This window comes from Leeuwenhoekiella obamensis (assembly GCF_055391795.1).
The window spans coordinates 2,795,881-2,822,442 of the sequence record NZ_AP029251.1 but is presented as its reverse complement, the minus strand read 5'-3'; the positions used below and the strand labels follow the sequence as shown (position 1 = coordinate 2,822,442).

The 26,562-nt window shown below is 39.4% G+C and carries 24 protein-coding genes; 10 read left to right on the top strand and 14 right to left on the bottom strand.

Features of this window, described 5'->3' with window-relative positions; all coding sequences use genetic code 11:
- Positions 1 to 63 precede the first annotated feature (63 nt).
- Complete coding sequence (locus ACZ5L8_RS12515) at positions 64 to 2,376, top strand: M20/M25/M40 family metallo-hydrolase (protein ID WP_464437965.1); 2,313 nt, start codon at positions 64 to 66, stop codon at positions 2,374 to 2,376.
- Positions 2,369 to 3,172, top strand: a complete 804-nt coding sequence (locus ACZ5L8_RS12510; protein WP_464437963.1) for an NAD(P)H-binding protein — start codon at positions 2,369 to 2,371, stop codon at positions 3,170 to 3,172. Before ACZ5L8_RS12515 ends, ACZ5L8_RS12510 begins: the two co-directional genes overlap by 8 nt.
- Positions 3,173 to 3,251: 79 nt before the next feature.
- Here ACZ5L8_RS12510 and ACZ5L8_RS12505 read toward each other — a convergent pair whose 3' ends face one another.
- Positions 3,252 to 4,580 (bottom strand): aspartate kinase, encoded by a 1,329-nt coding sequence (locus ACZ5L8_RS12505; protein ID WP_464437962.1) that lies wholly within the window; start codon positions 4,578 to 4,580, stop codon positions 3,252 to 3,254.
- A 97-nt stretch (positions 4,581 to 4,677) separates the two neighbouring features.
- Here ACZ5L8_RS12505 and ACZ5L8_RS12500 point away from each other — a divergent pair, with 97 nt between their 5' ends.
- Positions 4,678 to 5,319 (top strand): hypothetical protein, encoded by a 642-nt coding sequence (locus ACZ5L8_RS12500; RefSeq protein WP_464437960.1) that lies wholly within the window; start codon positions 4,678 to 4,680, stop codon positions 5,317 to 5,319.
- A 52-nt stretch (positions 5,320 to 5,371) separates the two neighbouring features.
- Here ACZ5L8_RS12500 and ACZ5L8_RS12495 read toward each other — a convergent pair whose 3' ends face one another.
- From ACZ5L8_RS12495 to ACZ5L8_RS12475, 5 genes are all read right to left on the bottom strand, one after another.
- Positions 5,372 to 7,432 carry a M13 family metallopeptidase gene (locus ACZ5L8_RS12495; protein ID WP_464437958.1) on the bottom strand — a complete coding sequence of 687 codons (2,061 nt, stop codon included), beginning with the start codon at positions 7,430 to 7,432 and terminating at the stop codon, positions 5,372 to 5,374.
- Positions 7,433 to 7,487: 55 nt separating this feature from the next.
- On the bottom strand, positions 7,488 to 7,985 hold the full coding sequence (locus ACZ5L8_RS12490; protein WP_464437956.1) for a nuclear transport factor 2 family protein: 498 nt from the start codon (positions 7,983 to 7,985) through the stop codon (positions 7,488 to 7,490).
- A gap of 2 nt (positions 7,986 to 7,987) precedes the next feature.
- Positions 7,988 to 8,644 (bottom strand): hypothetical protein, encoded by a 657-nt coding sequence (locus ACZ5L8_RS12485; protein ID WP_464437955.1) that lies wholly within the window; start codon positions 8,642 to 8,644, stop codon positions 7,988 to 7,990.
- Positions 8,645 to 8,739: 95 nt separating this feature from the next.
- The gene (locus ACZ5L8_RS12480) at positions 8,740 to 9,195 is read right to left on the bottom strand and encodes a hypothetical protein (RefSeq protein ID WP_464437954.1); all 456 of its coding nucleotides are present in this window, start codon (positions 9,193 to 9,195) and stop codon (positions 8,740 to 8,742) included.
- A 215-nt stretch (positions 9,196 to 9,410) separates the two neighbouring features.
- Positions 9,411 to 10,004, bottom strand: a complete 594-nt coding sequence (locus ACZ5L8_RS12475; protein ID WP_464437952.1) for a hypothetical protein — start codon at positions 10,002 to 10,004, stop codon at positions 9,411 to 9,413.
- Positions 10,005 to 10,256: 252 nt separating this feature from the next.
- On the opposite strand from ACZ5L8_RS12475, the gene ACZ5L8_RS12470 reads away from it, so the two are divergent.
- Complete coding sequence (locus ACZ5L8_RS12470; protein ID WP_464440955.1) at positions 10,257 to 11,210, top strand: NAD-dependent epimerase/dehydratase family protein; 954 nt, start codon at positions 10,257 to 10,259, stop codon at positions 11,208 to 11,210.
- A complete protein-coding gene (locus ACZ5L8_RS12465; RefSeq protein WP_462600322.1) occupies positions 11,200 to 11,478 on the top strand; it encodes a TIGR03643 family protein in 279 nt (92 codons plus the stop codon). Before ACZ5L8_RS12470 ends, ACZ5L8_RS12465 begins: the two co-directional genes overlap by 11 nt.
- A gap of 59 nt (positions 11,479 to 11,537) precedes the next feature.
- On the opposite strand, the gene ACZ5L8_RS12460 is transcribed toward ACZ5L8_RS12465, so the two are convergent.
- Complete coding sequence (locus tag ACZ5L8_RS12460) at positions 11,538 to 11,897, bottom strand: toxin-antitoxin system YwqK family antitoxin (RefSeq protein WP_462600323.1); 360 nt, start codon at positions 11,895 to 11,897, stop codon at positions 11,538 to 11,540.
- 275 nt (positions 11,898 to 12,172) lie between these two features.
- Here ACZ5L8_RS12460 and ACZ5L8_RS12455 point away from each other — a divergent pair, with 275 nt between their 5' ends.
- On the top strand, positions 12,173 to 14,413 hold the full coding sequence (locus ACZ5L8_RS12455; RefSeq protein WP_464437950.1) for an anion permease: 2,241 nt from the start codon (positions 12,173 to 12,175) through the stop codon (positions 14,411 to 14,413).
- 160 nt (positions 14,414 to 14,573) lie between these two features.
- A complete protein-coding gene (locus ACZ5L8_RS12450) occupies positions 14,574 to 15,938 on the top strand; it encodes an acyl-CoA dehydrogenase family protein (RefSeq protein ID WP_464437949.1) in 1,365 nt (454 codons plus the stop codon).
- On the opposite strand, the gene ACZ5L8_RS12445 is transcribed toward ACZ5L8_RS12450, so the two are convergent.
- The 6 genes from ACZ5L8_RS12445 to panC are packed head-to-tail and all read right to left on the bottom strand — an operon-like array spanning position 15,939 to position 21,554.
- A complete protein-coding gene (locus ACZ5L8_RS12445) occupies positions 15,939 to 16,712 on the bottom strand; it encodes an NIPSNAP family protein (RefSeq protein ID WP_464437948.1) in 774 nt (257 codons plus the stop codon).
- A 47-nt stretch (positions 16,713 to 16,759) separates the two neighbouring features.
- Positions 16,760 to 18,124: a DNA repair protein RadA gene (radA, locus tag ACZ5L8_RS12440; RefSeq protein ID WP_464437947.1), complete on the bottom strand. Its 1,365-nt coding sequence runs from the start codon at positions 18,122 to 18,124 to the stop codon at positions 16,760 to 16,762.
- 16 nt (positions 18,125 to 18,140) lie between these two features.
- The gene (locus ACZ5L8_RS12435) at positions 18,141 to 19,289 is read right to left on the bottom strand and encodes an alpha/beta hydrolase (RefSeq protein ID WP_464437945.1); all 1,149 of its coding nucleotides are present in this window, start codon (positions 19,287 to 19,289) and stop codon (positions 18,141 to 18,143) included.
- A 57-nt stretch (positions 19,290 to 19,346) separates the two neighbouring features.
- Entirely contained in the window at positions 19,347 to 20,333 is a 987-nt protein-coding gene (locus tag ACZ5L8_RS12430) for a lysylphosphatidylglycerol synthase transmembrane domain-containing protein (RefSeq protein WP_464437944.1), read from the bottom strand.
- Positions 20,334 to 20,335: 2 nt separating this feature from the next.
- On the bottom strand, positions 20,336 to 20,686 hold the full coding sequence (gene panD / locus ACZ5L8_RS12425; RefSeq protein ID WP_462600331.1) for an aspartate 1-decarboxylase: 351 nt from the start codon (positions 20,684 to 20,686) through the stop codon (positions 20,336 to 20,338).
- Positions 20,687 to 20,705: 19 nt separating this feature from the next.
- The gene (gene panC / locus ACZ5L8_RS12420) at positions 20,706 to 21,554 is read right to left on the bottom strand and encodes a pantoate--beta-alanine ligase (RefSeq protein WP_464437943.1); all 849 of its coding nucleotides are present in this window, start codon (positions 21,552 to 21,554) and stop codon (positions 20,706 to 20,708) included.
- A 105-nt stretch (positions 21,555 to 21,659) separates the two neighbouring features.
- On the opposite strand from panC, the gene ACZ5L8_RS12415 reads away from it, so the two are divergent.
- From ACZ5L8_RS12415 to glmS, 3 genes are read left to right on the top strand one after another with little or no spacing between them, the layout of a single operon-like run.
- On the top strand, positions 21,660 to 22,469 hold the full coding sequence (locus tag ACZ5L8_RS12415; RefSeq protein ID WP_462600333.1) for a glycogen/starch synthase: 810 nt from the start codon (positions 21,660 to 21,662) through the stop codon (positions 22,467 to 22,469).
- 14 nt (positions 22,470 to 22,483) lie between these two features.
- Positions 22,484 to 24,124, top strand: coding sequence for a DUF4270 domain-containing protein (locus tag ACZ5L8_RS12410; protein ID WP_464437942.1), 1,641 nt, complete (start codon positions 22,484 to 22,486; stop codon positions 24,122 to 24,124).
- A 12-nt stretch (positions 24,125 to 24,136) separates the two neighbouring features.
- A complete protein-coding gene (glmS, locus tag ACZ5L8_RS12405; RefSeq protein ID WP_464437941.1) occupies positions 24,137 to 25,984 on the top strand; it encodes a glutamine--fructose-6-phosphate transaminase (isomerizing) in 1,848 nt (615 codons plus the stop codon).
- On the opposite strand, the gene ACZ5L8_RS12400 is transcribed toward glmS, so the two are convergent.
- On the bottom strand, positions 25,985 to 26,359 hold the full coding sequence (locus ACZ5L8_RS12400) for a DUF4260 domain-containing protein (RefSeq protein ID WP_464437939.1): 375 nt from the start codon (positions 26,357 to 26,359) through the stop codon (positions 25,985 to 25,987).
- Positions 26,360 to 26,562: the final 203 nt, after the last annotated feature.

The window sequence follows — 26,562 nt, the reverse complement described above, 5'->3', positions numbered from 1 at the left end:
CATCAATTGTAGTTTGTGTATGCCGTTACTTCCTGCTACCTTTAATCACATCAATACATGTATATGAAAAAACATGCTGCTTCTGCATTATCGCTGCTATTCATCATAGGTTTGGTAGCGTTTACTTTTTATACCTCAAAGCCTCAATCTATAAGTGTAGAAGACACTCCGGCTGATCAATTCTCAACCGCAAGAGCATTTGATTATCTCAAGAATATCAGCGCAAAACCACATGCTGTGGGCACAGAAGGCCATGATGAGATCCGTGATTATATCGCTGGCGAATTAGAAAAAATGGGTCTTGAAGTTGAGCTTCAAGAAGGTTTGGGCTATAAACCGGGCTGGGGAGCAATGAGTGAAGCGACAAATATAATCGCTCGCATTAAAGGCTCAGAAGATGATAAAGCTGTGCTGCTAATGTCGCATTACGATAGCGCTCCGCACACGGCAAGTTATGGAGCGAGTGACGCCGGTAGTGGTGTGGCTGCGGTTTTAGAAACGGTGCGCGCATTTTTGGCGAAAGCCAAAACCCCAAAAAACGATATCATAATATTATTTACAGATGCCGAAGAATTAGGTCTTAACGGCGCATCGATCTTTGTAGATGAACACCCGTGGGCAAAAAATGTGGGCGTTGCGCTCAACTTTGAAGCGCGTGGTAGCGGCGGTCCATCAAGTATGATCGTTGAGACTAATGGCGGTAATGAAAAGTTGATAAAAGCTTTTGCAGATGCGGGCCTTTCTCATCCATACGCAAACTCGCTAATGTATAGTATTTATAAGCTGTTGCCTAATGATACAGATTCAACAGTATTGCGCGAAAATGGTGATATCGATGGATTTTTCTTTGCCTTCATAGGTGATCATTTTGACTATCACACGGCGATGGATCGATACGATAGACTTGATCCAGAATCGTTAGAGCATCAAGGTAGATACGCCAGTACGCTGCTTACTTATTTTGCAGATGCAGACGTGGATCTTAAGAGCGATACAGATTATATTTACTTTAATGTCCCGGTGCTAAAGATGATCTATTTTCCGTTCTGGATGATCTGGCCGCTGGTTATTGGTGCATGGATCCTGTATGTTTTAGTTATCGCTTACGCGAAAAGGAAACAGCATTTTTCTTGGGGTGAAGTAGGTCGTGGATTTTTACCATTTCTAATTTCCTTGATCGGTTGCGGACTGATAACGTATTTTGGTTGGGCGCTGATCGAAAGTTTTCATCCCGCCTATGAAGATATTTTGCAAGGATTCACGTATAATGGCTATATCTACATTTCGGCATTTATTGCTTTAAATCTTGCCTTTTGCTTCTGGATCTATAAGCTTTTTCAAAAACCGCAACAAGCAGCAAGTCTCACGATCGCACCATTATTTTTCTGGCTAGTAATTTCAACGTTGATGGCTTTGTATTTGCCAGGAGCAGCGTTTTTCGTGATTCCGGTTTATTTTGGGATTTTGTGTGTTTATCTCATTGCGTCTGGTCGCATGAAAAATCTTTTTGGACTGACACTTTTATGCGCGCCAGCGATCTTTATTTTAGCGCTTTATATTAAAGAATTTCCTGTTGGTCTAGGGTTAAAAATGCTTGTAGCTAGTGCGATATTTTTGGTTTTACTTTTTGGTCTTTTACTACCTGTTTTTGGTTTTTACCGCTTCCGCGGAAGACTAGCAGCGATCTTTGCGCTCGTTGCGATAGGCTGTTTTGCTTCAGCTGAAAGTAAAGCAGATTTTAATGAAGAACGACCATTTCCTACAAGTCTTAATTATGTGTATGATGTAGATTCAGATCAAACGTATTGGGTAACGACAAATACGGTTTTAGACAATTGGCTCAAGAGTATTTTGGGCGAAGACCCAAAAAGCGCAGCAAGCTTTTTTGAAGGAGAAGGAACCGGTAAATACGGCACAGGGTATAGTTTTGCAAAAGAAGCCGAAAAACGTGCCGTTGCACCGTCTAGTGTTTATGTTGCGAGAGATACTGTGATGGGTGATGTGCGCGAATTGCATTTTACCATTTATCCGCAGCGGGCTGTGGGCGATATGATATTAGAGGCAGACGTTAAAACGCAGTTTAGAAAATTAATATTTAATGGTAAAGAGGTAGAAAAGGAAGCTTCGGCAGATCATGTTTTTGAAGGTAGAACGAGTAAAAGATTGCTTTCTTACAGAGTGTCAGACCGCGCTCCGCTAGATGTGATTGCAGTGGTTGATAAAGATGCAGATGTGCAATTTGAACTTAGAGATTACAGCTATGATCTGATGGAGAATAGAGATTTTGGCCTTGAGCCAAGACCGGCAACTAGCATCCCGATGCCCTTTGTAAATACAGACGCCATTATCACAAAACAAACGATACAATTTGAGTAATACGATAGCAATTGCAGGAATGGGTTGGCTAGGAATGCCACTGTACACCCGCTTAAAGAATTTGGGTTTTACGGTAAAAGGTTCAGTCACTACAGATGCAAAAAAGACTGATTTAAAGAAAAAGGGTTTTGATGTTTATAAAGTCCTAATTACAGAAAATGAGGTGCAGGGAGATGTGAAGGATTTTTTGGCTTCCGCCAAAATTCTCTTTGTGCTTATCCCACCAGGTTTGCGTCGTGGCACGGGACATAATCATGCCTTGCGCATGGCAAGATTTCTTCAAGAAGTTGAAAGTTCTTCAGTAGAAAAAGTAGTGCTCATCAGTAGTACGGGAGTTTACGCTGATCATCAAGGCAAAGTGACTGAAAAAGATATTCCGCAGCCGGAGACAGAGTCTGGAAGGCAGTTGCTAGAAGTAGAGCAAATATTCTTCAGGTCATCGCTAGAGTGTACGGTTGTGCGTTTTGGTGGTCTTTTTGGCGGAAGCCGAAACCCAGTGCGTTTTCTTGCAGGAAGAAAAAATCTTAGCAATGGTGATGCGCCAGTAAACCTGATTCACAGAGAAGATTGCCTGAATATTCTAACGGCGATCTTAATGAAAAATGCCTACGGACATATTATCAATGCCGTTATACCGCAACACCCATCAAAAAAAGAATATTACACCGCAGAGGCTGATAGGCTAGGCCTTGAACATCCAGATTATAGTGAGAATACAGATGAGGTTTTTAAACAAATAGACAGCGTTATACTTGATGAAGTGCTGGGTTATGAGTTTCAAAATCATTTACTTTAAAATAACAAAAACCCGGCTGGTGGGGCCGGGTTTTTTGATCTGCCTCAAGACAGATAATTCTAACACTAACTAACAAAGTTTAAACCAACGCTTCACTCAATTGAAAAAGTTGCTGGTTAAGGTATCTCAAGGCATTTACCTTCTCGCTAGTGGGAACAAGAAGGGAAATATTGTTATTGCTTCCACCGTATGATATCATACGCACAGGAAGATTATTAAGTAAACCAAATGCTTTATAAGAGGTTTGATCTTCAATAAGATTTTCTCCTACGATACAAATGATACTATGGTCTTTTTCTACCGTGATCTCTGCGATCACTGAAAGTTCTGTTACAATGGCATCCAGTTGAGAATCGTCATCAATAGTAAGTGAGATCGCAACCTCACTAGTGGTGATCATATCTATGCTGGTCTCGTGACGGTCAAAGACTTCGAAGATCGTTCTTAAAAATCCGTGTGCTCCTAGCATGCGATTACTACGAATCTTGATCGCTGTGATTCCGTCTTTTGCTGAGATCGCTTTTAAACCACGGTTGTGATACTCATTAGAAATCTGTGTACCGTGCGCTTGTGGGTCAAATGTATTTTTTAACCACACCGGGATATCTCTGTCAATTACTGGAGCAACCGTTTGTGGATGCAGGATCTTTGCGCCAAAATAAGCAAGCTCTGCAGCTTCGTTATAAGTAAGGTGGTCAATAGGTCTTGTTTGATCTACATAACGTGGATCATTATTATGCAGCCCATCAATATCTGTCCAGATCTGTACTTCAGCAGCGTTGATCGCGGCACCAATTATAGTTGCTGTAAAATCGCTACCGCCGCGTTTAAGCGTAGATATAGTTCCCATCTCATTGCGGCATACAAATCCTTGTGTGATGTATATTTCAGATGGATTTTTATCTAAAATAGGTTGTAGTCTTTTACCCACTTCAGCGATGTCTGGATTCTCAACGCTACCTACAAACATGAAGTCTTTCGCGTTAAGCAAAACATTATTTATACCCTGCTGATTGAAAAACTCTGAGATCATCGCAGTGCTCATGCTTTCGCCAATGGTCACTATCTCTGCATAGCTAGACGGCGTCGCAGTGCCATAAGCTAGTTCGCTAAGTTGATCAAGATAATCATCTATTGCAAGCAAGATCTTACTTGCAGTTTGCGAAGATTTAAAAAGTTGACTTACGGCGTCAAAGTGTTTTCTTCTTATCGCTTCGATACCGTTGCGTATCTGCTCTTCATTCTGTTGAACTTGCCCTTCATAAATCTGTACCAGTAAGTTGGTCACACCGCTCATTGCACTTAGTACAACGATCTTAGCACCTTCTGTCTGGTTAAGAATTTCTCCCACACGCTGAATGTTATCTGCGCTTCCTACTGATGTTCCTCCAAATTTAAATACTTGCATTGCGATAATTTTTTTGCATAATTACTTCAGGCTTAACACTAAATGAAATAACTCAACAATTTTATATAAATTTGCACAAATTGTTAAATATATAACAATGCGTACGATTTCATCATGTGTAGAGGATCTGATAAAACATCAGCCTTTTGTAGAAGACGCGCTTTCGCGAAAAATAATCAACTTCAGTGCCCTGGCAGAAGACTTTCAGCCGCGGGTGGAAGAAATGGTGGGGAAGAAGGTAAACGTAGGAAGTATCGTAATGGCCTTGCGCAGGTATTTTCCGCAGAAGCGTCTTAGTGAAAAAATGGTGCGTAATCTGGGAGATGTTACTGTGCGCAGTGGTATTACAGAATTCACTTATTTAAATAGCGCATTGATATTAGATAGTCAATCACGATTGCTAGAGGAAGTAAAAAGCATCCCGAAGGCTTATTTTACATACTCGAGTACTTTTCACGAAAGTAATATTCTTGTTTCTAACGATCTTACAGAGATCGTAGAGCGTTGCTTTGCCAGCGAAAATAAGATCACCGTTAAAGCTGATCTTTCTTCAATTTCTATAGAGTTGCCTGAAAATAACTCAAAAACCGTGGGTCTTTATTTTTACATTTTTAAGCTGCTGGCGTACGAGGGAATTCCGGTTTTTGAGGTGATCTCAACGTCTAATTATTTTACCCTTTTTCTTGAAAAAGAATACGTGAATCAAGCTTTTGCGCTTATTAACGAAATAAAGGATTAATAAAAAAGCCCCTGCGATTTGCAGAGGCTTTAGTTTGGTTATTCTTTGGTTATTACCAAATTCTCACACGTTGCTCTTCTGGGATAAACATGCTGTCTCCTTCTTTAATACCAAATGCATCATAGAACGCATCGATGTTTTGAAGTGGTACATAAGCTCTGTACATTCCTGGTGAGTGTGGATCTGTTTTAATACGTGTGCGAAGTGCATCTTCACGCATTTTTGTTCTCCAGATCGTTGCCCAAGAGATAAAAAATCTCTGCTCTGCAGTAAGACCATCTATTTTTTCTGGATGACCGTGCTCTTCATAATATTTTTGAAGACCTACGTAAGCAGCAGTTAAACCACCAAGGTCACCAATGTTTTCACCTAATGTGAATTTACCGTTGATGTAAACGCTATCAAGAACTTCAATGCTGCTGTATTGCTCAGCAAGTGCATCACCACGTTTTGTGAATGACTCAAGGTCAGCGTCTGTCCACCAGTTTTTAAGGTTACCATCACCATCATAACGCGCACCGCTATCATCAAAAGCGTGAGAGATCTCGTGACCTATTACAGCGCCTATACCACCATAGTTCACAGCTTCGTCAGCTTTGTAGTTGTAAAATGGAGGCTGAAGAATCGCTGCTGGGAATACGATCTCGTTATAAGATGGGTTAAAGTATGCATTAACCGTTTGTGGAGACATACCCCAAGTAGTTTTGTCTACTGGCTGGCCATAGTCTGCAAGATTATCTGCACGACCCCATTTTCTTACCGCTTGAAGATTCTCATAGTAAGAGTTTCCTTCTTTGATCTCAACATCAGAGTAGTCTTCCCATTTGTCTGGGTAACCTATCTTCACAGTAAACTTGTTTAGTTTATCAATAGCTTTAGCTTTAGTTGAGTCTGTCATCCAAGCAAGACCATTGATACGATCTTTAAAAGCATCCTTGATATTGTCTATCATTTCTACTGCTTTTTCTTTTGCTTCTGGTGGGAATTTCTCGTCTACATAAACCTGACCAATAGCTTCACCCATCGCTCTATCTACAGTTGCAAGCGCACGCTCATCTGCTGGTTTTGGTTTAGGAGTACCATTTAAGTAGTTATTGTAGAACTTCCAGTCTGCGTGCTCCATCTCTGTTGTAAGAGAACCTGCAGCGCTGTTTAAAGTTGCCCACTTAACTAATGTTTTAAGATCTTCAATGCTACTAGAAGCAATTACATTTTGAAGTTCTTTCATGTATTCTGGTTGAAGAACGATCACTGTGTCAACCTCTTGCTTAAGGCCTATGTCGCTAAACATTTTCTTCCAGTCTATTGCTGGAGTTAATGCTTGCAATTCTTTAACGCTCATTGGGTTATTCATCTTGCGAGCATCACGACGCTCAACTTTAGTAAGCATAGATTCTGCTAGTTGAGTCTCGATCTTAAGGATTTGCTCTGCCTCACTTTTGGCGGAAGCCTCATCCTCACCAATATATTGAAGCATATTTGTGATGTGCTCAACATATTTTTGTCTGATCTCTTGAGATTTTGCATCCTGATCTGTGTAGTAATCACGATCTGGAAGACCTAATCTCCCTGGGCTAATGTAACCCGCGTTCATGTTACTGTCTGTAAAATCTGCGCGTACATAAAAACCTGCAAAAGGATTAGAAACAGCGCTATTTGCAGAGGTTACTGTTTGTAACTCTAGCGTGTTGCTGATGCCTGCAATAGCGTCTAATGCTGGTTGTAATGGTGTGATGCCAGCCTCGTTTCTTGCAACAGTATCAAGTTCTGATTTGTAAAGGGCGATAGCTTTACCTTGATCAGAATTGATATCGTATTTGTTTGTTTCTTGAGCGTTGTTCACGATCTCAAGAACGTCATCTACTGTAGATTTACGCAAAACACTAAAACCACCCCAAGTAGATTCTTCTTCTGGGATTTCAGTGTTTTTCATCCAGTTTCCATTTACGTAGTTGTAAAAGTCATCCTGTGGACGCACCAATGTGTCCATGTTTGCCAGGTCAAGACCTGGAGCAGCAGTAGCCTGGGCTTTATCATCAGCGCCATCTTTACAGCCTACCACTGTAGCTGCAGCAACAGTCATTACTGCAAGAGATTTAAAAATAATTTTCATGTTGTAATTAGGGATTAAAAAATTCTAGTTGTTTGTTTGATGAAACGGCAAAACGTTACTGTTTTGCTCTTAATTCTTTGATCATTTTTTCATCAAAATCTTTCTTGATCTTCACAACCGCATCTACATCAGCATTAGGTATCGCGATCGAAAGTACATAATGGGTGATCTTCCACTCACCATCTTTTTTGAGTAAAACTCCGCTGCCACGACAAATACCCATTTGCGTGTCTAGCAACTCATCAAACCAAGCGGTTTTTTTATGTTGGCCTACATAAATATTGCGTTCTAAAGTGGTAAAAGACCAAGCTTTGCCTTTATCAAAATACGGTTTTGAAAACGCTTTAAAATCTTTGTTCTGCCAGTTTTCAGAGGCGTCTGTGCCTATAAAGACACTGTTTTTTGTCATTAGACCAAAGTAAGCGTCAAAGTCTGCATCAGCGGCTGCTTTATGCCAAGCTTCAAGTTGTGTGTTTATGGCTTCTTTTTCGTTTTGAGCAGATATATTTTGGCTTAAAGCCAAAAAACTAAAGATCAAAATAACGTACTTCATGATCATGATTTTTTAATAGAGTCAACCTTTTTTAATTGTTGAGGTCTGGCAGATTGTGGGATGTTTTGTGAGTTTGGGATCTCTTGCCTTTTAAGCGGAGCTTGTGGTCTGCTGAATTGCGGGATCACCGAAGTTGTATCATTTGCGTCCTCACGATATTCTTCTAGCAACTCCTCAACCGACTTTTGAAACTGTATGTTGATCCTGGTCTTAAGATGCTGAAAAGCTTCACTAAGTTCTGTAGCTTCATTAAAAACCATGGCGGTGTCAACTTCATCTTTTTTTGCTTCTTGAACAAGTGAGCCGGCTTTAGTTTCTAGAACTACGAGTCTAGATTTTATTGCAACGTTATCTAAACTGTCTGGTAGATTGATGCGCATTTTTTTGATCTCTTTGATCCACTGTATGCCTTCTTGTTTTATGTAAGCGATCTTGACCTTGCCTAACGTTTCGATCTCTTGAGCGGTTTCAACAAAACCGGGCCACTCTGTTGTTATTTTTTCGCCTTCAGGCAAAAGTTGCACCTTGTTAACGGGATGTGTGAACGCGATCTCTAACGTGTCAGTCGCTTTTGTGGGATCTTCTTGCACTGCTTTTTTTTCTTCGCAAGAGGAAAAAAGGATTGTGATAAGTAAAAATATATAGAAGCTGTTCTTCATTACTGCTTTAAAGTTCCAAATGTAAGCAAAGAAAAAAACAAAAAAAGCCTTCATGAATACTCATGAAGGCTTTTATGATGGGAAAGGGATAAATTTTATGAATTCTCTTTTGAAGCCATTGAGTTTATAGTTTTGTTGAGGTCATCAAAAGCATCTAGAATCTCATTTATATGTCTTTGAGCAACACGCTCCTGCAGTTCTGTTTTTTCAATTTTTGCATAGAAGTCTGTTACTTGACTGTCAATTTTTTGTATTCTTTCTTCTACTTCTTCATTTTGCAAAGTTTCTGGGATTTGCACGCCCATAGCTTCTACGTTGTTTATCATAACAGGCATTAGGTTCAAAGAATTTAGTGCGTTTGTGTTACTCACAGTTGCTAAATTCTTATACAGCTTGTTATAGGCTGTCCAGTTTTGTACTTCTTGTTTTGCCTTAGGATTTAAGGGTTCAACTTTATTAACGGTCAACTCTAGATTTGAAGTAGAATTGTGTTTTTCAGAGCATGATCCTAAAATCATTACAGTAAGCAAAACCATGATCAATCTTTTCATCGTGGTTTAAAATTTGGGGTTTGTAATGACAAAATTACCATGAATGCTATAATGTGATGACATAGAGAGATTTAAACTTTATATAAAGTTTCTTGAGATTTTAAGAAGCTAATCCATTAACTCAAAAAAAAACTTTAAAATTTTCTAAAAATGGCAAAAAAAAAGTGCCGCAAGTGCGGCACTTTAATAGTGTTAATAAGTTGACTAAAGTCTTATTACATATTTGTTTTAGCCTCTGCTTTTGCTTCCATCTTTTTAGATTTCTGCTTAATTGTTTCGTTGATCTCCTCGTTAAGGTCATCATACGCTTCAATAAGCTCTTCTACTTGACGGTCTATTTCATTTTCGTTTACACCTTCTTTGTCAAGTATCGCTTTAAGATCAGCAACCTCTTCATTAATATCTTTAATGTCTTCCTCAACTTCTTCAGTCATTAATAATTGTGGAATGGTGTTCTTAAGATTTGCAGCTTCTGTTACTAGACGGTCACCATAGGTTGGGATATCTGCTTCAGGAACTTCAATTTCTTCCATTGTAACGTTGATGGTATTAAGCTCTTCCCAAGATTGGATCTCTGCACGCACTTCTGGGTCTACTTCATACTCATCATAATCCATAGATTTAAAGTCAATGGCATAACTCTGCTCTAGACTTGCGTCTGCATACTGCATCTCATCAGGATTTTTTTCTCCTGTGGTTGTGTTCACTTCTAGATTGTCTTCTGCCTGCGCTTCTTTGTCTGATGCGTTATCCTTACATCCTACAAGTAAAAGTCCGGCTGCTATAAATGTCAATGTTATCTTTTTCATAATGATTCAATTTTAAAATATTGAATGACAAATGTAGCAGGAGAATTAAGCGGCGTTGCAAAGTTTTTGGCCAAAATATTGCTAAACTTCATCTAGTTTTTTAAGAAAAAGATTGCGTTTTGTTAAACCTAAATCCTTAGCTGTTAAGGTTCTTTGAAAATTGCTGTTATGGCACGTGAGTAGTGGTAGTTTTTTTCTTTTGGCTACAGCCAAAAAACGAGAAAAAAGTATCTTTGACGCATGAGAAAAACTATGAAAAAAGGTATCCTGATCCTGGGAGCTTGCGGTCAGATAGGTACAGAGCTTACGCAGTCTTTAAGAAAGCGATTTGGCAACGAGCGCGTTATTGCCAGCGATATTCGTTGTGGTAATAGCAGCTTTGTGAATGATGGTCCTTTTGAGATCATTGATGCGATGGATTATGAAGCGATCGAGGATGTGATCTTTAGATATAATGTAGATACGGTTTATCTCATGGCTGCGATGCTTAGCGCTGTTGCAGAAAAATTCCCAGAGAAGGCATGGAATCTTAATATGAACTCTCTCTTTAATGTGCTAAATCTTGCTAAAGAAGGTAAGATCTCTAAAGTGTTCTGGCCATCTAGTATTGCTGTTTTTGGTCCTACTACGCCGCGAGTAAATACACCACAGGTGACAGTGATGGAGCCAACCACTGTTTATGGGATAAGTAAACAAACCGGTGAGCGCTGGTGTGAATATTACAATAAGAAATTTGGTGTAGATGTACGAAGCATACGTTACCCTGGTCTTATAAGTTACGCTACGGAGCCGGGCGGTGGTACAACAGATTATGCCGTTGAGATCTTTCATAGAGCTTTAAAACATGGTAACTATCGTTGTTTTCTTAACGAAGAGACAACTTTACCTATGATGTTTATGGATGATGCTATTAGAGCAACTATAGACATTATGGATGCTGAAGAAGAAGACATAAAAATAAGAAGTAGCTACAATCTTGCAGGAATTAGCTTTAATCCAGAAGAAATTTCTGAAAGTATTAAGAAGCATTTACCTGATTTTGAGATATCTTATGAGCCAGATTTTAGACAGGAAATTGCAGATACCTGGCCACAATCTATAGACGATAGCAAAGCGCAAGAAGATTGGGGATGGGAAAACAAGTTTAGCCTGGATAATATCACGCAAATAATGTTAGATAGCTTAAAGCCAAAATATGAAAACTGATTTTACAGAAAGAGAACTGGATAGAATTATTGAAATGGCGTGGGAAGATCGCACGACCTTTGAAGCGATTGAATTTCAGTTTGGTATTTCTGAAGATGAAGTTATAAAAATAATGGCTCGTGAGATGAAGCCTTCCAGCTTTAGAATGTGGCGCAAGCGCGTGCAAGGAAGAGCTACAAAGCATGAGAAATTGAGAGATTTTAAAAAGGGAACTTTTAAAAGCAGTAGACAAAAGCATATCTCTCAAAACAAAATAGCAAAACGCTAAAAATATAAAAGCCACTCATTTGAGTGGCTTTTTAATACTGTTTAAATGATAATGTGTACTTAATCGTTGCTCACAACTGGCTCAGTGATCTTCCATGTGCTTACATTAGTGATCTCTGAGTTGTTATAATCAACTTCTTTAAGAGTTTCTTCAGACCAGAAGAACCATTTTCCTTCTTTTTCACCGTTGTTGTATTGAGCAACAGCGATCTTCTTACCGTCAGTATCAAAACTCTTCCAAGTACCGTGTAGGTTTCCGGCCTTGTTATAATAGCCAGTTTGACTTACTTCTCCATTATCATAGTAAAAAGTTGCCTTAATAAGTTTACCTTCTTTTTCATAAGTAGGCTTAGGCTTGTCTTGCGCATTAGCAAACATCATTCCTCCAATAAGAGCACAGATAACTAGTAAATTTTTCATGATATACAGGGTTTCAGTTAAACATTACGTTACAAATATAACTATTATTTAAATATGACGTAACATTCAGGTAACATTAAATTAACATTGAAATTATAATTAGCTATAATTCAGTTAATTAAATGTTTTTTATTTGTAAACATTTAAGATTACACGCAGTGTCAAAAGGCTTTGAATGCCTATTTTTAAGAAGCAGAAGAGATATAGATAACTTTCGGTTAACATACATGCAGAAAATATATCTCAAATTTGCTGACTAAATTTGATAACCATTAATGGACAATATTTATCTTATTATGCTGATCGCGCTGGCTATACTTGCCATCGCAGATTTAGTGGTGGGAGTGAGTAATGATGCTGTAAACTTTCTTAACTCAGCCATTGGCTCAAAGGCCGTTTCTTTTAAAACCATTATGATCGTCGCCAGTGTCGGGATCATCTTTGGCGCACTTGCTTCTAGCGGTATGATGGAAGTAGCCAGAAAAGGAATCTTCGTCCCGGGTCAGTTCTATTTTGACGAGATCATGGTCATTTTTATGGCGGTCATGCTCACAGATATTCTTCTTCTAGATTTCTTTAATACGCTTGGGATGCCAACATCAACAACGGTTTCTATCGTTTTTGAGTTGCTTGGTGCCGCATGTTGTATGACTTTTATAAAACTCGCTGGTAGCGACGATACTTTACTTCAATTAGGTAATTATATCAACTCAGATAAAGCGATAGAGATCATTCTAGGTATTTTACTTTCAGTGGTTATTGCCTTTACGGTAGGAGCTTTAGTTCAGTTTATATCAAGACTCTTCCTTACTTTTCACTATGAGAAAAAGGCTAAATGGGCTGCGGCTGTTTTTGGCGGGATCGCAATTGCTGCGATCAGTTATTTCATAATCATTAAAGGACTTAAAAGCGCCAGTTTCATTGAAGGCGCTTTCTTAGATTGGGCAAATAATAACGTGTGGCAGTTTATAGGATTAAGTGTCATCGCATGGACGCTTATTTCATACGTTCTTGATGCCATTTTTAAGATCAATATTTATATCGTGGTTATCGTTCTCGGGACGTTTGCGCTAGCTATGGCTTTCGCCGGAAATGACCTTGTGAACTTCATTGGTGTACCAATGGCCGCTTACAACTCATATGAGATCTGGTCTGCCAGTGGTGTAGCTGCTTCAGAATTCACCATGGAATCTCTTGCTGAAAAAGTGCCAACACAACCTATGCTGTTACTTCTTGCAGGTATTGTAATGATACTTACGCTTTGGTTCTCTAAAAAAGCAAGACGCGTAGTAAAAACATCTGTAGATCTATCAAGACAGGATGAAGGTGCAGAGCGTTTTAAACCAAATACGATCTCAAGACTTTTAGTACGCGGAGCGATCCAGCTAAACTATGCTGTGATGAAACTTGTTCCTAAATCTACACAAGAAAAGATGAACAAGCGCTTTGAGAAAAAGGTTCACACACGTGTTGCAGCAATTGATCTACCAGCATTTGACCTTGTGCGTGCGGCAGTAAATCTTATGATCGCCAGTGTTCTTATTTCTGTGGCTACTTCAATGAAATTACCACTTTCAACAACCTATGTTACTTTCATGGTAGCAATGGGTTCTTCTCTGGCAGATAGAGCTTGGGGAAGTGAAAGCGCGGTTTATCGTGTTGCCGGTGTGCTTAACGTGATCGGTGGTTGGTTCCTTACTGCGATCTGTGCATTTACAGCGGCTGCTTTAATGGCATTTATCCTTTATCAAGGAGGTACACTAGCATTATTCTTATTGTTTGCAGCTGCAATAGGTATTTTAGTACGTAACTATGTAAATCATACAAAACGTTCTAAGGCAGAGGCAGAAGAAGGAAGACTACTTCGTGCGGTAAGTAACAGTATTCAAGGGATCATTAACGAGAGTACTACTAATGTTGCAAACGCTTTTAAAAGAGGTAATAAAGTTTACAACGGTACGATAGAAGGTCTAGCAAAAGTTGATCTTTCGCGACTGCGAAAAAGCAAAAAAGGAATTACAAAACTTAACGCAGAGGTTGAAGAACTGCGTAGCAACCTGTATTATTTTATCAAGAATCTTGATGAGAGTCACGTGCAGGCAAGTAGATTTTATATTGATGTTTTGGGGTATTTGCAAGACGTTACACAAAGTATAGACTTTGTTACTTCGTCTAGCTTTAATCACCTTAACAACAATCACAAAGGACTTAAATTCACGCAGCTTAAAGACCTTAAGGAACTTGAGCATAAGATCGGGGAGCTTTTTGATAAGATCGAAGAAACGTTTAAAAACAAGAAATTCGATCAGATCGTAGATATCATTGAAGAAAAAGAAAGCCTTCTAGGTAGCATCTCTTCTAAGATCGAGAAGCAAGTAGAGCGCACGCGCAATACAGATTCTAGTCCTAAAAATACCATGCTTTACTTCAGTCTTCTTCAAGAGACAGAAGATCTTGTAAAAGCTACAATGAATCTTTTAGAGCATTACTACGTAGAGCATAAGAAGCATTTGTAACGCTTTCGCGAAAAGCATAAAAACAGAATAAAGCAGTCTCGCAAGGGCTGCTTTTTTATTTTTCTGCCAGCAATATCAAAGAGTATCATTAACACTTCTTTGGCTGAAAAGCCATACAGAGCATAGTATATTTAACATTACAATTTTAAATACTACAACGATGTCTCTATTTGGCAAGGTGAAGCAAACCCTTAAACTTTTAAAAACCGTAGATCTTGAAGCGATAAATAAGCTTTCGCAAAAAGTGGATCTCCCTGAAGTAATGGCCGCAGTAGGTAATCTAGATGATAGCCAACTTAAAGGGTTGATGAAAATGCTAAATCACAGAGCTAAAAAAGGCCAACACAAATTGCCACCCATTGATGGAGATTTTTATGATCTAAGTTTAAAGTTGACTAAAGAAGAACGCGAGATCCAATTAAAGATCCGCAACTTCATGGAAAAAGAAGTTGATCCCATCGCAAACAAATATTGGAATCGCGCCGAATTCCCTCATGAGATCATCCCTAAGTTAGCAGAGCTTAACGTTTGTGGTATTGCTTACAAAGGCTACGGTTGCCCTAATCAGTCATTTTTAATGGAAGGGATCTTAGCGATGGAGATCGCAAGAATAGATGTTTCTATTTCTACGTTTTTTGGTGTGCATAGTGGTCTTGCAATGGGTTCTATTTATTTATGCGGAAGCGAAGAGCAAAAGCAAGAATGGTTGCCAAAAATGCAAAAATTCGAGAAAATCGGTGCCTTTGGTCTTACTGAGCCAGAAGTAGGTTCTGGTGCAGCTGGTGGTCTGGGAACAACGTGTAAGAGAGAAGGAGATGAGTGGGTTCTTAACGGTCAGAAAAAATGGATTGGTAATGCAACATTTAGTGATATTACCATTATCTGGGCACGCGATGTAGATTCTAATCAGGTTAAAGGTTTTATAGTGCGCAAAGAAAATCCTGGCTTCAAGGCTGAGAAAATGGAAAATAAAATGGCGTTGCGTACGGTGCAAAATGCATTGATCACGCTTACAGATTGCCGCGTGCCAGAAAGCGACAGACTGCAAAATGCAAACTCGTTTAAAGACACTGCAAAAGTGCTTCAAATGACGCGTGCAGGTGTTGCGTGGCAAGCTGTGGGTTGTTCACGTGGTGCTTATGAAAATGCCGTAAAATACACTAAGAAGCGTGAGCAATTTGGTAAACCTATCGCAAGCTTTCAGCTGGTGCAAAATCACCTTGTGGAAATGCTTTCAAACCTTACTGCGATGCAAACGCTTTGTTTTCGCTTAAGCGAAATGCAAGACGCCGGAATTCTTAAAGACGAGCACGCATCGCTGGCTAAGGTGTTCTGCTCACTGCGCACACGCGATGTTGTGAGTCAGGCGCGAGAAGTGATGGGCGGTAACGGTATTTTGCTAGAATATGACGTGGCTCGCTTTGTGGCTGATGCAGAGGCGATCTATTCTTATGAAGGTACAAAAGAGATCAATTCGCTTATCGTGGGCCGCGCGATCACGGGTTACAGCGCTTTTGTGGGGTAATTAATAAGCCGAGTAAGAAGTGGGATACAAATAGGTGCTGGTAATGTGATTTACCGTGTCTTGATATTCTGCTTCTGCGCTTAATTTTTTCCAAACTGGCGAGCTGCCAAATGCCTGCCAATGCGCATCGCGTTCTGCTTCGTTCTCAAAAGTCACCATGTAAACAAGGTTTGGCATTTCTGGACCTATGATCGCTTCGCTATAAAAAACCGCGTTAAAACCTAAAGCGTCAAAAAGTTTTATTTCGCCGCCAGCGTTAAACATTTTCACCTTGCGAGCAAAGTAATCTTCTGTGGGCGATTGGTAACTGCGCAGCTCATAAATACGATTCTCACGCGGGCCGGTAACTTGCGACGGTTGCATCACGGGCATATCTTCAAAGGCTTTTAAAAGTGTAGAAGAGATACGAGCGTAAGGCGCATTATCTGCTTTTGCATTGAGGTAGTTTTTACCGCTTTCGCGAAAGCTACTAAGACCTGATAACTTATCCTGCAACGAGGTAAATTCTTCTAGTGAATCAAAAGGCAAAAGAACATAAAGCTGTTGCAAACTATCTGAGATTTTCACAGGTTTAAAAACACCTACTGGGCCAATTCCTATTTCTTTTAAAGCTGGTAAATAGGCGTTTTCAAGAAAATTTTCGGTGGTTTTAAGTTGCTCATCAGTGTTGAAAGTGTACGTTTTTAACTCATAATATTGTTGAGCGGTTTGCGCATTTGCGTTGATCATCACAAGTGTAAAAAGCGCAGCGACAAAAAATATTTTTGAATTCATAATTAGGGTTTTTAAGTCTGATCTGTGGTGTGATTTTTCTTTTGGATTCATCCAAAAAGATATTCTACAACATCGTTTACTTTAGCAACTCTCACGATCTGGATGGCGTAAGATTGCTTAGGTAATTTGCAATATTTTGAAATTATTATTGTCCCGAATCCGAGTTTTTCGGCTTCAAGGATGCGTTGATCAACTCTTGTAACGGGTCTGATCTCACCGGCTAAACCAATTTCGGCAGCAAAGCAAATGTCTTTCGCAATAGCGATATCTTCATTACTTGAAAGTATTGCGGCGATCACAGCAAGATCAATCGCAGGATCGTCAACTGAAATTCCGCCAGTGATGTTGAGAAAAACATCTTTTGCGCCCAGTCTAAAGCCGGCTCTTTTTTCGAGAACGGCAAGAAGCATGTTTAAGCGTTTTGCGTTGTAACCCGTTGCGCTTCTCTGCGGCGTTCCATAAACCGCAGTGCTCACCAGCGCCTGAATCTCAATCATAAGCGGGCGCATACCTTCTAAAGTCGCAGAGATCGCAGTACCGCTAAGGTCTTCGTCATTTTTAGAGATCAAGATCTCAGATGGATTTGATACTTCTCTTAAACCAGCACCTTGCATCTCATAAATTCCAAGTTCATTTGTGCTTCCAAAACGGTTTTTATGTGCGCGTAAAATGCGATATACATGATTGCGGTCGCCTTCAAACTGCAGCACGGTGTCAACCATATGTTCCAAGATCTTGGGTCCGGCGATGGTTCCATCTTTTGTAATGTGACCTATAAGAATTACCGGTGTCGCGGTTTCTTTAGCAAATTTTATAAGCTCTGTAGTGGTCTCGCGAATTTGCGAAATACTACCAGCGCTGCTCTCAATATAATCTGTATGCAGTGTCTGGATTGAGTCTATCACGACAATGTCTGGCTCAATTTCTTCAATCTGTCTGAAGATGTTTTGCGTTTTTGTTTCGGTAAGAATGAGGCAGTTTGCAGCTGATGGATTGATACGGTCAGCGCGCATTTTAATTTGTTGAGCACTTTCTTCACCAGAAACATAAAGCGTTTGATAGGGCAAACTAAGCGCGATCTGTAGCATCAAAGTACTTTTGCCAATTCCTGGTTCACCGCCTAGAAGCGTTAAAGATCCTGGGACGAGGCCACCGCCTAATACACGATCAAGTTCATTATTGCTGGTTTGTAGTCTAGCTTCAGAAGTTGAGGCGATCTCACGAATGGGAACTGGTTTCGCAACCTTTTTGGCGGAAGCCGTATTAGACTGTTTCCAGTCTTTTGTATCTTTTTTTTCTACAACTTCTTCTGCAATGGTGTTCCATTGTTTACAAGCGTTGCATTGTCCTTGCCATTTACTGTATTGAGCGCCACAGTTTTGGCAATAAAAGGTGGTTTTAACTTTGGCCATAGCCAAAAATAGCTATTTAATCGTATCCAAGAGCTCTTTTAAGTCTTGAGGCTCTCATTTGTAAAAGATCTTCTGAAATTCCGCCGATCTCGTTCATGGGATAAGCGCTTTCATAGGTTTTAAGCGCTTTTTTCTTTTCGCCAAGACCTTCTTGAGCTAGGCCAATGTAGTAATATCCCAGATTTGCTCCTGGGTATTCATCTTGTGCTAATTTGCCTAGTTTGAGCAAATCTTCCCAATTTGATTTCTTCTCGAGCGCTTGAGAAATGGCTAGAAAATCATTAACTCTGATGGTTTCTCTAAGTTCAAAAAGATCTTCAATGGTTTTGTATTTTTCTTCTAGATAGTCGTAAGCTGAGCCATCTAAGTTCAAAATAACATCTTGATATTCTTCTCGAGTGATAGGTTTAAAAACAGAGAAAATATTTTCTAGCGCACGCGGAATCGCTCTTGTTGCAAGGGTGTAATGATTTGCGCCTTCAAGGTTTTCAAAGTAATATTTAAAGTTAGGTTTGTCTAAGCTTTTTAATCGTGTATTTAGCGCCTCAATTCCCTTTTTTAAATTGCCTAGATCACCGCTAGCCGTGGCTTGATAGTAAAATATCTTACTTTCAGAATTACCTATGTTTATGGTAAGCCACTCTGGCATTTCTTCAACCAGATCAGGGCTTAACGAGATGTAAGCGTTAAATAAAGGGTTGTCTTTTAAAAGGTAATAGTTGGCAAAATTTGCTGTGATATCATGGCCCACGACCATGTTGAAATTTGAAATTCTATAATTTTCTGAGATGTAAGCATAAAGATCTAAGCCCACAAATTCAAAAAAAGCTGCGCCTTCCTCAATAGGTAAATGCGTGTCTGGCGAATATTTTGTGTCTTCCTGGCGGTTGTCGTGCACAACTCCCACAACGATAGCCTCTGGCATATCTTCCCAGTAACTAAAATAATCTACGTTGCCAGCAACCGGTTCAAAAAGATAATTACCGTCTAGAACAACAATTAAAGGATACGTTTTTTTTGTATTGCTGTTGTAGCTGCGTGGTAGTTGCAGCTTGATTTTTCTAGGTTCGTTATATCTGGGAGAGGGAATTTCTAGGTACTCTACTTGTGCTTGGCTTACGCCAAAAAACAACAAAAGCAAAAGCAGCGAGCAAACACGTTTCATACGTTAGGTTCTTGTTAGTGTGGCTAAAGTATGGAAATTTACCGATGCGTCAGAGGATTAACTGTCGCTTTTCATTTTGTTCTTACCATTTAAAATAGGAAGAAATACAAATGAAAGTCCGCCGAGAACCAGTACAAGTAGCGTTTGTGTGCTCCAAACAAGCCAGCCAAAAGCTTCACCAGCTTCGCGTGTAAAATTAAAGAAAATAAACAGCGCACCAATGGCCCAAGGATAACTCCCAATACCACCGTTTGTAATAGAAATAGCAAAAGAACCAATCACAAACGCCGCGAGAATGATGCTAAAATCTGCTTCAGAGATCACGGGAATAGTAAATTTCACCACCCAGAACATCAGCACATACATTACCCAGATAAAGATGGTGTGAAAAATAAATGCTGCTTTATTTTTCATGGTGAGAATACTTTTCATCCCGTCAACAAGACCTTTGATGAAGTTGCTCACTTTTTGAATAAAAGCGTTTTTTGATCTTTTTATTATTTTGGCGAAAGCCAAAGTGAGGATCACAAGACCGGCAAGAATAGCAAGCGTGTAAAATGGATTTATGTCTTTAGAAGCAAAGTAGCTATAAAACTCAGAGGTGTTCATGACAAGCGCGGCGCCTATCACGACAAGCAACATAAAAAAATCTGCAATTCGCTCTGAAATGATAGATCCAAAACCTTTCTCAAGCGGAATGTTCTCATAGGTTGTGAGCGTTGCTGCGCGCAAGACTTCTCCAGAACGAGGGATGCCCAGATTTGCAAGATACGCCACCATCACGGCCATAAATCTATTTGCAAAGGTGGTTTTATACCCCATTGCGTTGAGCATAAACTTCCAGCGATATGCTCTTGAGAGATGGCTTAAAGCGCCAAAAACGCAAGACAGAATAAGAAAACGTGGGTCAGCATTTTTAATGTGATTCCATAAAGTTTCTTGCTCTGCAGGCGTTAGTGTTGCCAGCATATACCAGATGAGGCCAAGTCCTAAAAGTAACGGGATTACCGTTTTTAAGATCTTTATGGTTTTTTTACTGGCCAAGCTTATTTAAGCAGGTTTGTTTCTTCATCAGGAAACACAAGTGTAGGCTTAAATTGTTTTGCTTCTTCAACACTCATAAAAGCATAAACAATAAGAATAAGGGTGTCTCCTTTTGCAACTCTGCGGGCAGCGGCACCGTTAAGCGTGATTTCTCCGCTTTTTCTAGGGCCGGGAATTGCGTATGTTTCCAGACGCTCGCCATTAGTTACATTTACTATTTGTACGCGTTCTCCTTCAATGATGTTTGCGGCTTCCATAAGTTCTTCATCTATAGTGATGCTACCTATGTAATGAAGCTCTGCTCCTGTACATTTAACGCGATGTATTTTTGATTTTACTACGTTGACTAACATGGGGTAAAGTTATGCTTTTTTAGTTTAGGCGTAGATTGTCTATAAGCCTTACGTCTCCTGCAAAAACTGCAATAAACGCTCTGTAGGTTTTATTATTATCTATGGTGTGCGCTGTGTTAAGCGTTTCTTCATCTGCGATCTCGATATATTCTAGCTCGAGTTCTTCTTGATCTTCAAACTGCGCTTCTGCCCATTGTTTGAGTTCTTTTGGCGAAAGCCAAACAAACTTCTCTTTAAGAGTGGTGAGCGTTTTAAAAATAAATGGAGCTACTGCTCTTTGTGCTGGTGTGAGGCGGGTATTTCTTGAGCTTAGCGCCAAACCGTCTTCTGCACGGCTTATGGGACACGGAATGATCTGTGTGTTTATTTGCTCAATTTCTACCAGTTTTTTTACGATCTGCAACTGCTGAAAGTCTTTTTCGCCAAAAAATGCTTTGTTTGGCGTTACGATCTCAAAAAGGTGTTTAAGAACAGTGCCTACACCATCAAAATGTCCTGGTCTAAACTTGCCTTCCATCTTATTTTCTAGCTCTCCGAAGTTAAAATGCAACGATTTTACCTCGTCGCCATACACTTCTTTTGCATCAGGAATAAAAATGATTAGGCTGTTGCCAAAGGGTTGCAAAAAATCTATATCTGCCTGAGTATTGCGAGGATATTTCTCAAGATCATCTGCATTATTAAATTGCGTAGGATTTACAAAAATACCTACTACAACCCTGTCGCACTGGGCGATGGCTTGATCAACCAGGCTGCCGTGACCGGTGTGCAATGCACCCATGGTGGGCACGTAGCCTACGGTAAGATTATTTTTGCGCCAGTTTGCAACTTGCGTTTTTATTTCACGTCTTTGGGTAAATACCTGCATACAACATTATGCTAAATGGGGCGCAAAATTAGTATTTAACTGGCAATCTGCATAAATTTTAGTAATTTTGCGTGTTTTTTAGCCTAATCGTTTTAAAAGGATTTTATGAAAGATAAGAGGATATTGTACGTATCATCTGAAGTTATACCTTATTTACCAGAAACAGAAATTGCTTCTATGTCGTTTGATGCACCACAAATGGTGAACTCAAAGGGAGGGCAAATCAGGATCTTCATGCCGCGGTACGGCAATATCAATGAGCGAAGACATCAACTTCATGAAGTTATTAGGCTTTCTGGGATGAATCTTGTTATTAACGACTTTGATATGCCGTTAATAATTAAAGTAGCTTCAATACCCAAAGAGCGTATACAGGTATACTTTATTGATAATGAAGAATACTTTAAGCGCAAAGCTACCTTTACTGATGAGAAGGGTAATTTGTTTGAGGATAATGACGAGAGAGCGATATTTTTTGCAAAAGGGGTTGTTGAGACCGTTAAAAAATTGAACTGGGCTCCAGATATCATTCACGTTCATGGATGGCTCGCATCGTTACTACCGCTATATCTTAAGCAGTATTATGCAAGTGAACCTTTATTTAAAGAGAGTAAGATTGTTACTTCGGTTTACAATTCTGGCTACGAAGGCACGTTAAACAATGAGATGATCGATAAGATCGCTTTTGACGGTGTAGATAAAGGAGATATCGCAGAGCTTGCAGAACCTACTTATCCTAATCTTATGAAAGTGGCTATTAAAAATAGTGATGCCGCGATCATAGGTTCTCAGGAGTTAGATGATGAGATAGTGAATTACCTTAATACAACAAAAATACCAGTCCTTCCATTCAAGAAAAAGGAAGAGTTTGCACAAGCTTACGAAGAATTCTACAACGAAAAAGTGCTTGACTAATTTTAAACATTGTAATGAGATTGAAGAACTTGGTGTTAAGGACGCTTAGCGTATTATTTTTACTTACCGCGTTAGTTTCCTGTGATGAGGATTTTCAGCCTATAGGCGAAGATCTAGTGGGAGATATTAATTTTAAATCTGATAGTATTCTTCAGCCGGTTAGGGCGTATACTAAAAGACTTTTTGGGATTCAAGGAGTTCAGACTAATGGACTTACCAGTGGTGCTTTAGGTATCTACACAGATCCTATTTATGGTACTACTAGAGCTTCTCATTTGTCTCAGGTTTTTCTAAGTAGAAATGATCCTGCCTTTGGAGAAGGAAATGTTGTGATGGATAGTGTGGTTTTTAATTTACCATATTATTCTACTGGTGGTGTTGATGAAGAAGGTGCAACGGTTTATGAATTAGATTCTGTTTACGGTCAGGATCCTATTAAACTTAGTGTTTACAGATCTAACTATTATTTGAGTGGAAGTAATCCGCCAGATATAACGGACGGGGCTAGATATTACAGTAATCAATTGGAGAACTTTAGCGGGATAGAAGGTGATCTTCTTTTTCAAGTTGATCAGTTTGTGCCGTCTAATGAGGCTGTAATAACTACTGTTCCTGGTGCTACAGAAGAAGATGAGGATGTAGCGACTTCTAGTGCTCCAGCATTAAGATTGGTTGATGCTAGTGCTGAAGGTCTAGCATATTGGAAACAAGCAATTATTGATAGAGAAGGCGAAGAAGTACTTTTTAATGATAACACCTTTAAAGATTACTTCAGAGGTGTTTATATTAAGGCAGAAGCTTCAAGTGGAGATGATGAGAATTACTTTCTTTTTAATAGATCAGGAACTAACATAACCATATATTATCGCTATGATAATACTGCAGGTAATCAAATAGATGGTAGTCTTGCTCTTAACTTTTATGGAACTAGTGAGAGCACTCCAAACCCAATTGGTTTCACAGGGTTTACTAATGATTTTAATCAAGCGATCACTGATGAATTAGATCCTGCTAGCATTGACATGGTTAATGGGGAAGAAAATATCTTCTTGCGAGGAGGACAAGGAGCTACAGGTGTTATTGAGCTTTTTGATCCTATTGACGATGATGGTGATGGTATTCCTGATGGGCTTAATGATCTTAGAGAAAGAAATATTCTTGTAAGAGAAGCTAATCTTACTTTTTATGTAGATCAAGAAAAAGTATCAGAATATTACCCAGGAGTGACATTTGCAGGTCCAGAGCGTGTTTATCTTTATAATCTTGAAACAAATGCACCTTTAACAGATTATACGGGTGATGCATCAAGTATAGCGAGCACTGCAGTTGGGTCTAAAGTGATTCACTTAGGGCCGCTTCAAAAGGATGGTGATGGTTATGGAGTAAGCTATAAAATTAGACTTACTGAGTACTTCAAGAATCTGTTGAATGAAGATAATGAAGATCCTGCAACTACTTTGGGGATCAATGTTACTAGCAATGTAAATCGCGTAGGTATTCAGAATATTCAGAATACTACAGATAGCGATTTACCTAACTCGGTATCTTCGGGTAGCGTTTTATATCAAGAAGGAACAATACTTCATGGTAATTTAAGTTCTGATGTTAGTAAAAGACTTGTTCTTAGAATTTACTACACAGAATTAGAAGACTAAATATTTGTTGAAATGTGCGGAATTGTAGGTTATATAGGAAAACGCGAAGCGTATCCTATAATCCTTAAAGGTCTGCGGCGTCTGGAATATAGAGGTTATGACAGCGCTGGCTTGGCTCTTTATGATGGTGAGGAAATACAACTATGTAAAACTAAAGGTAAAGTAGAAGACCTTAGAGCAAAATGCGAATCTTCTATTGATACCGCTGGTTCTCTCGGGATAGGCCACACTCGTTGGGCTACTCACGGTGTGCCAAATGACGTAAACTCACATCCACATTTCTCTAATAGTGGCGATTTGGTGATCATTCATAATGGGATCATTGAAAATTATGAGTCCATAAAAAAAGAATTGATCAATCGGGGGTATACTTTTCAATCTGATACAGATACAGAAGTTTTGGTCAACCTAATTGAAGAGATCAAAACTAATGAGAAAACAAAGCTTGGTAAGGCGGTTCAGATCGCTTTAAATCAAACGGTAGGCGCTTATGCTATCGCTGTTTTTGATAAGAAAAAACCTAACGAAATTGTAGTCGCTCGCCTTGGTAGCCCACTTGCTATAGGTGTGGGTGAAGACGAATTCTTCATCGCTTCAGATGCTTCTCCTTTTATAGAATACACCACAAACGCGATCTATCTAGAAGATGGAGAGATGGCGGTTGTGCGTCGTGGTAAAGATGTGAAAGTCTTTAATATTAAAGATGATCGCCACGTAAATCCGTATGTTCAAGAATTGCAGATCAATCTTGAGCAGATAGAAAAAGGCGGTTACGATCATTTTATGCTCAAGGAGATCTATGAGCAGCCGCAAGCCATTCGTGATACGTTTAGAGGGCGCTTACGCGAAATGGAAGGCATCGTGAAAATGGCGGGTATAGATGATAACTTAGAGCGTTTTCTTAATGCAAAAAGGATCATTATCGTCGCTTGTGGTACTTCTTGGCACGCTGGCCTGGTAGCCGAATACATTTTTGAAGATTACATGCGTATTCCTGTTGAGGTTGAATACGCGTCAGAATTTAGATATCGCAATCCTGTGATATCTGAAGACGATGTAGTGATCGCTATTTCACAAAGTGGTGAGACGGCAGATACAATGGCTGCTATGAAGTTGGCTAAAGAAAATGGTGCGTTCGTTTTTGGCGTTTGCAACGTTGTAGGTTCTTCTATTTCGCGACTTGCCGATGCAGGTGCATACACTCATGCCGGCCCAGAAATTGGCGTAGCTTCTACAAAAGCATTTACTACGCAGATCACTGTGCTTATGCTTATCGCACTTAAGCTAGCAAAAGAAAAAGGAAAATTATCAAATTCTGTTTTTCATAGACTGCTTCAAGAAATGCAGCAAATACCTGAGAAGGTTGAAAAAATGCTCGAGTCTAATGAGCATGTAAAACAAGTTGCTGAGGTTTATAAGAATGCTAAAAACTGCCTGTATCTAGGTCGTGGATATAACTTCCCAGTGGCGCTAGAAGGCGCGCTTAAGCTTAAAGAGATCTCATACATTCATGCAGAGGGTTATCCTGCGGCAGAGATGAAACATGGGCCTATCGCACTTATTGATGAGCAAATGCCAGTGATCGTAATTGCAACACGTAAAGGGCACTATGAGAAGGTGGTAAGCAATATTCAAGAAATAAAATCCAGAAAAGGAAAGATCATAGGTATTGTTTCAGAAGGTGATGTTACGGTTAAGGAACTTGCAGATCACGTGATCGAGGTTCCAGAAACTTCAGATTCTCTATCGCCTCTGTTAACTACTATACCGTTACAATTGTTGTCATATCATATTGCAGTGATGCTGGGTAAAAATGTAGATCAACCGCGCAATCTAGCAAAATCTGTTACTGTAGAATAATCAATTTTTCTTAGCATTTCCCATCCATCCCATGTGGGTGTTGTGAAAGCTATCAGCATATTTTAGTCCGTATCCCCACATTCTGTCAAAGGCAGAATGTGCCAAAAACGTGAGACTGATGACTTGCAATGCTTCAATATTTTGCCAGAAGCTTAAAGCGAAAACTACTGCAAAGAAACCTTGATGATGCAAAAGATTATAAGCGATCGTGCCTAATTTTTTATTTATTGCATATCCCACAAAACTTAGATCTGGCGCGAAGAATAGGATGAAAAACCATTTCATCTCATAATTCAGGTAGATATATGCCAGCAAAAACAATAGGAATAGACCCAATCCTTCCAGTTGTAATTGCAGTTTCATAGACTTTTTCATCGGGAGGTTTCTTTTAATTCTTACTCAGGTTTTTTTGATTTTTTGCTTAACGCAAAAAGTACTGTTAAAGATAGTATTTAAGGTGGATGAGACCTTTTCGCGAAAGCGAAAAATGCAGCTTTAAAACACTAAGATAAAATCAATTAATTCATAATTAGTTTTTTTGATATTAAAGACTATCTTTGCACGACGAAAAAACCGGG